Origin of the sequence: Nocardia sp. NPDC057353 (assembly GCF_042667085.1) — a bacterium.
In the GTDB taxonomy this organism is placed as follows: Bacteria; Actinomycetota; Actinomycetes; order Mycobacteriales; family Mycobacteriaceae; genus Nocardia.
The window spans coordinates 86,069-93,649 of the sequence record NZ_JBHVAK010000025.1; the positions used below are offsets into that span (position 1 = coordinate 86,069).

Annotated in this window: 6 protein-coding genes and 1 pseudogene; all 7 read left to right on the plus strand. The window is 73.4% G+C overall.

Annotated features, from left to right (window positions below):
* Window positions 1–66: 66 nt before the first annotated feature.
* The 7 genes and pseudogenes from ACFUUZ_RS15695 to ACFUUZ_RS15725 all read left to right on the plus strand — a co-directional run bounded on the left by ACFUUZ_RS15695 (window position 67) and on the right by ACFUUZ_RS15725 (window position 7,538).
* Window positions 67–1,617: an anthranilate synthase component I gene (locus ACFUUZ_RS15695; RefSeq protein ID WP_378696617.1), complete on the plus strand. Its 1,551-nt coding sequence runs from the start codon at window positions 67–69 to the stop codon at window positions 1,615–1,617.
* Between the two features lie 74 nt (window positions 1,618–1,691).
* Window positions 1,692–2,420, plus strand: coding sequence for a TIGR02234 family membrane protein (locus ACFUUZ_RS15700; RefSeq protein WP_378696635.1), 729 nt, complete (start codon window positions 1,692–1,694; stop codon window positions 2,418–2,420).
* Window positions 2,421–2,625: 205 nt separating this feature from the next.
* The gene (gene trpC / locus ACFUUZ_RS15705) at window positions 2,626–3,444 is read left to right on the plus strand and encodes an indole-3-glycerol phosphate synthase TrpC (RefSeq protein ID WP_378696619.1); all 819 of its coding nucleotides are present in this window, start codon (window positions 2,626–2,628) and stop codon (window positions 3,442–3,444) included.
* Complete coding sequence (trpB, locus tag ACFUUZ_RS15710) at window positions 3,444–4,694, plus strand: tryptophan synthase subunit beta (protein ID WP_378696621.1); 1,251 nt, start codon at window positions 3,444–3,446, stop codon at window positions 4,692–4,694. Before trpC ends, trpB begins: the two co-directional genes overlap by 1 nt.
* A complete protein-coding gene (trpA, locus tag ACFUUZ_RS15715; protein WP_378696637.1) occupies window positions 4,658–5,485 on the plus strand; it encodes a tryptophan synthase subunit alpha in 828 nt (275 codons plus the stop codon). Before trpB ends, trpA begins: the two co-directional genes overlap by 37 nt.
* Before the next feature lie 64 nt (window positions 5,486–5,549).
* Window positions 5,550–6,653, plus strand: a pseudogene (lgt, locus tag ACFUUZ_RS15720) (prolipoprotein diacylglyceryl transferase); the annotation flags it as partial.
* 339 nt (window positions 6,654–6,992) lie between these two features.
* The gene (locus ACFUUZ_RS15725; RefSeq protein WP_378696623.1) at window positions 6,993–7,538 is read left to right on the plus strand and encodes a TM2 domain-containing protein; all 546 of its coding nucleotides are present in this window, start codon (window positions 6,993–6,995) and stop codon (window positions 7,536–7,538) included.
* Window positions 7,539–7,581 lie beyond the last annotated feature (43 nt).

The following is a 7,581-nucleotide window of genomic DNA, read 5'->3' on the forward strand; positions in this document are numbered from 1 at the left end:
CGGCCGGTGGGCCCCGCCCCTGCGGGGGCCCGAACTCCACCGGAGCCCACCTGGGATGATGGGCCGATGCACGCCGCGTCCACCCCAGCCACCACGTCCCGCGAACGCTTCCACGAGCTGGCCGCGGAGCACCGCGTGGTCCCGGTGACCCGAAAGGTACTGGCGGACTCCGAGACCCCGCTCTCCGCCTATCGCAAGCTGGCCGCGAACCGGCCTGGCACCTTCCTCTTCGAGTCGGCGGAGAACGGCCGCTCCTGGTCGCGCTGGTCGTTCATCGGCGCGGGCAGCCCGTCCGCGCTCACCGTCGCCGACGGCGAGGCCGCCTGGCTGGGCGCGACCCCGGCCGACGCCCCGGTCGGCGGCGACCCGCTGACCGCGCTGCGCGACACCCTGGAGCTGCTGCGCACCGAGCGGCTCCCCGGGCTGCCGCCGCTCACCGGCGGCATGGTCGGCTACCTCGGCTACGACGCGGTGCGCCGCATGGAGCGGCTCCCGTCGCTGGCCGCCGACGACCTGCGGCTGCCCGAGATGGTGCTCATGCTCGCCACCGACCTGGCCGCCTTCGACCACCACGAGGGCGCCATCACGCTGATCGCCAACGCGGTGAACTGGAACGGCACCGCCGACCGGGTGGACGAGGCCTACGACGACGCCGTCGCCAGGCTGGACCGGATGACCGCCGCGCTCGCCGCCCCGGCCGCCTCCACGGTCTCGGTCTTCGACCAGCCCGAGCCGGACTACCGCCGGGCGCGGACCAGCGCCGAGTTCCACGCCGACGTGCGCAGGCTGATCTCCGAGATCGAGGCGGGCGAGGCCTTCCAGGTGGTGATCTCGCAGCGCTTCGAGATCGACTTCGACGGCGAGCCGATCGACCTCTACCGCATGCTGCGCGCCGCCAACCCGAGCCCGTACATGTACCTGCTGCACATCCCGGACGCCGCGGGCGGGACGGCGTTCTCCATCGTCGGCTCCTCCCCGGAGGCGCTGGTCACCGTGGTGGACGGGGTCGCGACCACGCACCCGATCGCGGGCACGCGGTGGCGCGGGGCCAACGAGGAGGACGACCTGCTGCTGGAGAAGGGGCTGCTGGCGGACGAGAAGGAGAACGCCGAGCACCTCATGCTGGTCGACCTCGGCCGCAACGACCTCGGGCGGGTGTGCACGCCGGGGACGGTGCGGGTCACCGACTACCGGCACATCGAGCGGTACAGCCACGTCATGCACCTGGTCTCCACCGTCTCCGGGCACCTCGCACCCGGGAAGATCGCGCTGGACGCGGTGCGCGCCTGCTTCCCCGCGGGCACGCTCTCCGGGGCGCCCAAGGTGCGGGCCATGCAGCTCATCGAGGAGTTGGAGCCGACCAGGCGCGGGCTCTACGGCGGCGTCGTCGGGTACCTGGACTTCGCCGGGGACGCCGACACCGCCATCGCCATCCGCACCGCGCTGGTCAAGGACGGCACCGCCTACGTGCAGGCCGGGGCCGGGGTGGTCGCCGACTCGGTGCCGGAGTACGAGGACGACGAGGCCAGGAACAAGGCGATGGCGGTGCTGCGCGCCGTCGCCGCCGCGCGCACGGTGCGCTCGGCCGAGGCGCCGGTCGCGGAGGGCGCGCTGTGAGCGCGGGGGAGCCGGGCGGTTCGGGTGCGGCGAGCACGCCGGGGCGGCCGATCGAGCCGGTGTCCGGCGGCGAAGTGACCGCGGGTGCCGCGGCCGAGCGGTCGGGCGCCGCGGGCGGGCGGCGGTATCCGGTGGGGCCGGTGGTGCTGCTCGCCGTGGCCGCCGGGCTCATGTGGCTGGCCTCGCGGCTGACCTGGGTGACCGTGACCTCGTCGGACGGGCTCACCGAGCCGCGCACCGACGAGCTGAACGGCGGCACCTGGTTCGGCGCGCTCACCCCGCTCGCGCTGGTGCTGCTCGCCGCCATCGCGGCGGTCTTCGCGACGCGGGGCTGGCTGCGCCGCTTCCTCGGGGTGCTGGTCACCCTGGTCGCCGCCGTGACCGCCGTGCCGCCGTTCGCGCTGCTCACCGGCTCGGGTGACCCGGGGCGGCGCGGCGCCACCCTGGCCGAGCTGCCGGGCCGCGCCACCGTCACGGACGTGCAGACCGCGGTGCTCCCGGCGCTGATCACGCTCGCCGCCGCGCTGGCCGCCTTCACCGCGGGCGTGCTGCTGGCCCGCATGCCGCGCGAGTCCGCTGACCTCTCCGGGCGCTACGACGCCCCCGCCGTCCGCCGCGCCGCGGCAGGCGCCGAGCTGGACCGGGCCCGCGCGGGCGAGGACGCCGACCTCACCGAGCGCGTCCTCTGGGACGCCCTCGACGCGGGCGACGACCCCACCGCCGACCCGCCACCGGCCCGGGAGCCGGGCGCGGCGGGCGGACCGCCCCCGGGTGACCGGCCTCGCAGTGCGGGCCAGGAGTGAGCCCGTTCACTGCGCGGCGCAGCGCGGCCGGGCGCGCCGCGGGTGCGCAGGTCCGGCCCGGAAACCGCGCGGATCGGGGAGGCAACCCCGGACCCGATTCGGGCACCCGGTTGCCCGCCATTTATTCTTGGTCGGCATCGGTGAGACAGCGCCTGAAGGGATTCTCAGGCAGCAAGTCCGTCTCCCCAGAAAGGATTCGAGCCAGATGACGGTACTCGACTCGATTCTCGACGGGGTCCGTGCGGATGTGGCCGCCCGCGAAGCCGTCACGGATTTCGCCGCGATCAAGGCCGCGGGCGCCGCCGCCCGCCCGGCCCTCGACGCTCGGGCCGCGTTGCTCGAGGACGGTATCGGAGTCATCGCGGAAGTCAAGCGCGCCAGCCCGTCCAAGGGCTCGCTGGCGACCATCACCGACCCCGCCGCGCTGGCCAAGGCCTACGAGGACGGCGGCGCGCGGGTGATCAGCGTGCTCACCGAGGAGCGCCGCTTCCACGGCTCGCTGGACGACCTGGACGCCGTCCGCGCCGCCGTCTCCATCCCGGTGCTGCGCAAGGACTTCGTCGTCGGCCCGTACCAGATCCACGAGGCGCGGGCGCACGGCGCCGACGTCATCCTGCTGATCGTGGCCGCGCTGCAGCAGGACGTGCTCGCCGCGCTCATCGACCGCACCGAATCGCTCGGCATGACCGCGCTGGTCGAGGTGCACACCGAGGAGGAGGCGGACCGCGCGCTGGAGGCGGGCGCCTCGGTGATCGGCGTGAACGCCCGCAACCTCAAGACGCTCGAGGTGGACCGGGACGTCTTCTCCCGGATCGCCCCCGGGCTGCCCACCGAGGTCATCCGGATCGCCGAGTCCGGCGTCCGCGGCACCGCCGACCTGCTCGCCTACGCGGGCGCGGGCGCGGATGCCGTTCTGGTCGGCGAGGGGTTGGTGACCAGCGGCGACCCGCGGGCCGCCGTGCTCAAGCTGGTCACCGCGGGCACCCACCCGTCCTGCCCGAAGCCGGCCCGGCGGGGCCGGTGATGGCCGCGCTGCCCCAGGCCAGCGCGGGCGTCGCCGAGCACAGCGCGCACGAGCCGACGCCCGGCGGCCACTTCGGCGTCTACGGCGGCAGGCACGTGCCGGAGGCGCTGATGGCGGTGATCGAGGAGGTCACCGCCGAGTACGAGAAGTGCCGCGCCGACCGCACCTTCCTGGACGAGCTGGACCGGCTGCAGCGCGACTACACCGGCCGCCCGTCGCCGGTCTTCGAGTGCACCCGGCTGGCCGAGCACGCGGGCGGCGCCCGCATCCTGCTCAAGCGCGAGGACCTGAACCACACCGGCTCGCACAAGATCAACAATGTGCTCGGGCAGGCGCTGCTCGCCAAGCGCATGGGCAAGAAGCGGGTGATCGCCGAGACCGGCGCGGGCCAGCACGGCGTCGCCACCGCCACCGCCTGCGCGCTGCTCGGGCTGGAGTGCGTGATCTACATGGGCGCGGTCGACACCGCCAGGCAGGCGCTGAACGTCGCCAGGATGCGGCTGCTCGGCGCGGGCGTGGTCTCGGTGGAGACCGGCTCGCGCACGCTCAAGGACGCCATCAACGAGGCGCTGCGGGACTGGGTCTCGCACGCCGACGACACCTACTACTGCTTCGGCACCGCCGCGGGCCCGCACCCGTTCCCGCTGCTGGTCCGCGATTTCCAGCGGATCGTCGGGCTGGAGGCGCGGGAGCAGGTGCAGGCGCTCACCGGCAGGCTTCCGGATGCGGTGGCGGCCTGCGTCGGGGGCGGCTCCAATGCCATCGGCATCTTCCACCCCTTCATCGACGACGCCGGGGTCCGGCTGATCGGCTACGAGGCGGCGGGCGACGGCGTCGAGACCGGCAGGCACGCGGCCACCTTCACCGGCGGCACGCCCGGCGCCTTCCAGGGCGCCTACTCGTACCTGCTGCAGGACGAGGACGGCCAGACCATCGAGTCGCACTCCATCTCCGCCGGGCTCGACTACCCCGGCGTCGGGCCGGAGCACGCCTACCTCAAGGACATCGGCCGCGCCGAGTACCAGCCGGTCACCGACGCCGAGGCGATGGACGCGCTGCTGCTGCTCAGCCGCACCGAGGGCATCATCCCGGCGATCGAGTCGGCGCACGCCGTCGCGGGCGCGCTGCGGCTCGGCAAGGAGCTGGGGCCGGGGGCGATCATCCTGGTGAACCTCTCCGGGCGCGGGGACAAGGACATGGACACCGCAGCCCGCTGGTTCGGGCTCTTCGACGAGGGGCAGGAAGCGTGAGCTCGCGTCTCGCCGCCACCTTCGCGGCCGCTCGCGCCGAGGGCAGGGCCGCGCTGATCGGCTACCTGCCCGCCGGGTACCCGGATGTGGACGGCTCCATCGCCGCCTGCCGGGCACTGGTCGAGGCGGGCTGCGACATCGTCGAGGTGGGCGTCGCCTACTCCGATCCGGTGATGGACGGGCCGACCATCCAGGTCGCCGCCGAGCAGGCGCTGCGCAACGGGGTCCGGGTGCGCGACGTGTTCCGGGTGGTCGAGGCGGTCGCCGACGCGGGCGGGCAGGCCGTGGTGATGAGCTACTGGAACCCGGTGCTGCGCTACGGGATCGACGCCTTCGGCCGCGATCTCGCCGCGGCGGGCGGGGCCGGGATCATCACCCCGAACCTCATCCCGGACGAGGCGGGGGAGTGGTTCGCCGCCTCCGACGCGCACGGGTTGGACCGGATCTTCCTGGTCGCGCCGTCCTCCACCGAGGAGCGGCTGGTCATGACGCTGGAGGCGAGCCGGGGGTTCGTCTACGCCGCGTCGACCATGGGCGTGACCGGGGCCCGGGATGCCGTCTCCTCCGCGGCGCCGGAGTTGTGCGGGCGGATCCGGGCGCACAGTGATATTCCGATCGGCGTCGGGCTCGGGGTGCGCTCCGGGGCGCAGGCCGCGGAGATCGCGGCGTACGCCGACGGGGTGATTGTCGGGTCCGCCCTGGTCACCGCCGCGGGCGAGAGTCTGGACGCGGTGCGGGCGTTGACCGCCGAGCTCGCCGAAGGTGTGCGCTCCGCGTCGGTCACCTCCTGACCGCCCCTGCCAGGGGCGGTGGCCCGGCCCCTCGGATACGGTGGCGTTCGTGACCTCACGAGTCCTGGCAGACAGTCTTCCCGGCGCCGCCGACGTGCTGGCCTACATCCCGAGTCCCGCGCAGGGCGTCTGGCAGCTGGGCCCGTTCCCGTTGCGCGCCTACGCCCTCTGCATCATCGCGGGCATCATCGTCGCCATCTGGTGGGGCGAGCGGCGCTGGCAGGAGCGCGGCGGGCAGCAGGGGGCGGTGCTCGACGTCGCCATGTTCGCGGTGCCGTTCGGGCTGATCGGCGGCAGGCTGTACCACGTCGCCACCGACTGGCAGAAGTACTTCGGGCCGGACGGCAACGCCGTCGACGCGCTCAAGATCTACCAGGGCGGGCTCGGCATCTGGGGCGCGGTCGCCTTCGGTGCCGTCGGCGCCTGGATCGGCTGCCGGATCTACAAGATCCCGCTGCCCGCCTTCGGCGACGCCGTCGCGCCCGCGATCCTGCTGGCCCAGGCCATCGGCAGGCTCGGCAACTGGTTCAACCAGGAGCTCTACGGCCGGGAGACCACGGTGCCGTGGGGGCTGGAGATCTACCGCCGCCTCGGTGACGAGGGCAGGCTGGACATGATGAGCGGCGTCTCCACCGGCGTGGTGGACAAGGTCGTGCACCCGACCTTCCTGTACGAGCTGCTCTGGAACGTGCTCGTCGTCATCGCCCTGGTCTGGCTGGACCGGCGGTACCGGATCGGGCACGGCAGGCTCTTCGCGCTCTACGTCGCCGGGTACAGCTTCGGCCGCTTCTTCGTCGAGCTCATGCGCGACGACGAGGCGACGCTGATCGCCGGGATCCGGATCAACTCGTTCACCTCGGCCGTGGTCTTCCTGCTCGCCATCGCCTACTTCGTCTTCGCCACCAAGGGCAGGGAGACGAAGGAGCAGCTGCAGCCCGCCGCGGGGCGGCCGTGGCCGTGGCAGATCGCGGCGCTGCGCACCTACGGTGCGGCGGCGGCCGTTCCGGGCGACCCGGACGGGGTCGAGGCCGATCCGGACGCTGATGAGGCGGATGTCGCCGAGGTGAAGGACGCGGCGGATGCCCACTCCGCGACCGGTGCCGTGAGCACCACGAAGTCCGCGGCCACTCCGAAGGCGACCACCACCGAGAAGCCCGTGGCCGCCGAGAAGCCTGCCGCCACTGAGAAGGCCGCCGACGGCGGGAAGACGCCCTCGGGGGAGAAGCCCGCACCGCCCGCACCAGGCACCGATGAGACCCCGGAGACGACGACCTCGCCCGGGGCGAAGGCCACCGAGACCACTCCCGATCCGGATCTGGCGAAATCACCCGAGGATTCCGGCAACGCCGACGCGAGCGCGCGCGATAACGGAACCGAGAGCGCTGCGGAGTCCACTGCGACGAAATCGAGCGGTTCACGCCAGAATGACTCGTGACCGTCGCGGCCCGTCGCCGCTCGGATCAGCAACCGGGCCCCGAGCAAGGCGCCCGCCCACGGAGGAGGACGTGTGACCGACCCCTATCAGAGCAATCCGGCCGGCCCCCAGTACGGCCCGCCCGGCACCGGCCCGGACCTGAACAAGTCCGGTGAGCAGCCGCAGCAGCCGTACGCGCAGTCCGATCCGTACAACCAGCAGCAGCAGTACGGCCAGCCGCAGTACGGGCAGCAGCCGCAGTACGGCCAGCAGCCCCAGTACGGCCAGCCGCAGTACGGCCAGCCGGTCGACCCGTACGGCAACCCCGGCGGCGCCTACCCGGCCCCGTACCCGCAGCCGCAGGGCTACAACCCGAACGACCCCGAGGCGCCGTTCGGCCGCGACATGTACGGCGTCCCGCTCTCGGACAAGCAGAAGCTGGTCGCCGGGCTGCTGCAGATCCTGGTCGGCTCCCTCGGGGTCGGCCGCTTCTACCTCGGCTACACCACGATCGGCGTGCTCCAGCTCGTGGTCACCATCGTGACCTGCGGCTTCGGCGCGATCTGGGGGCTGATCGACGGAATCATGATCCTCATGGGCAAGGTGCCGGACCCCCAGGGCCGCCCGCTGCGCGACTGACTTTCGCGCGCAGGCGCCCGCCCGGGACGCCACCGCCTTCCGC

Excerpts from the sequence above, each read along its gene's own strand:
- ACFUUZ_RS15695 (WP_378696617.1), top strand. The coding sequence starts at position 67 with ATGCACGCCGCGTCCACCCCAGCCACCACGTCCCGCGAACGCTTCCAC.
- trpC (WP_378696619.1), top strand. The coding sequence starts at position 2,626 with ATGACGGTACTCGACTCGATTCTCGACGGGGTCCGTGCGGATGTGGCC.
- trpB (WP_378696621.1), top strand. The coding sequence starts at position 3,444 with ATGGCCGCGCTGCCCCAGGCCAGCGCGGGCGTCGCCGAGCACAGCGCG.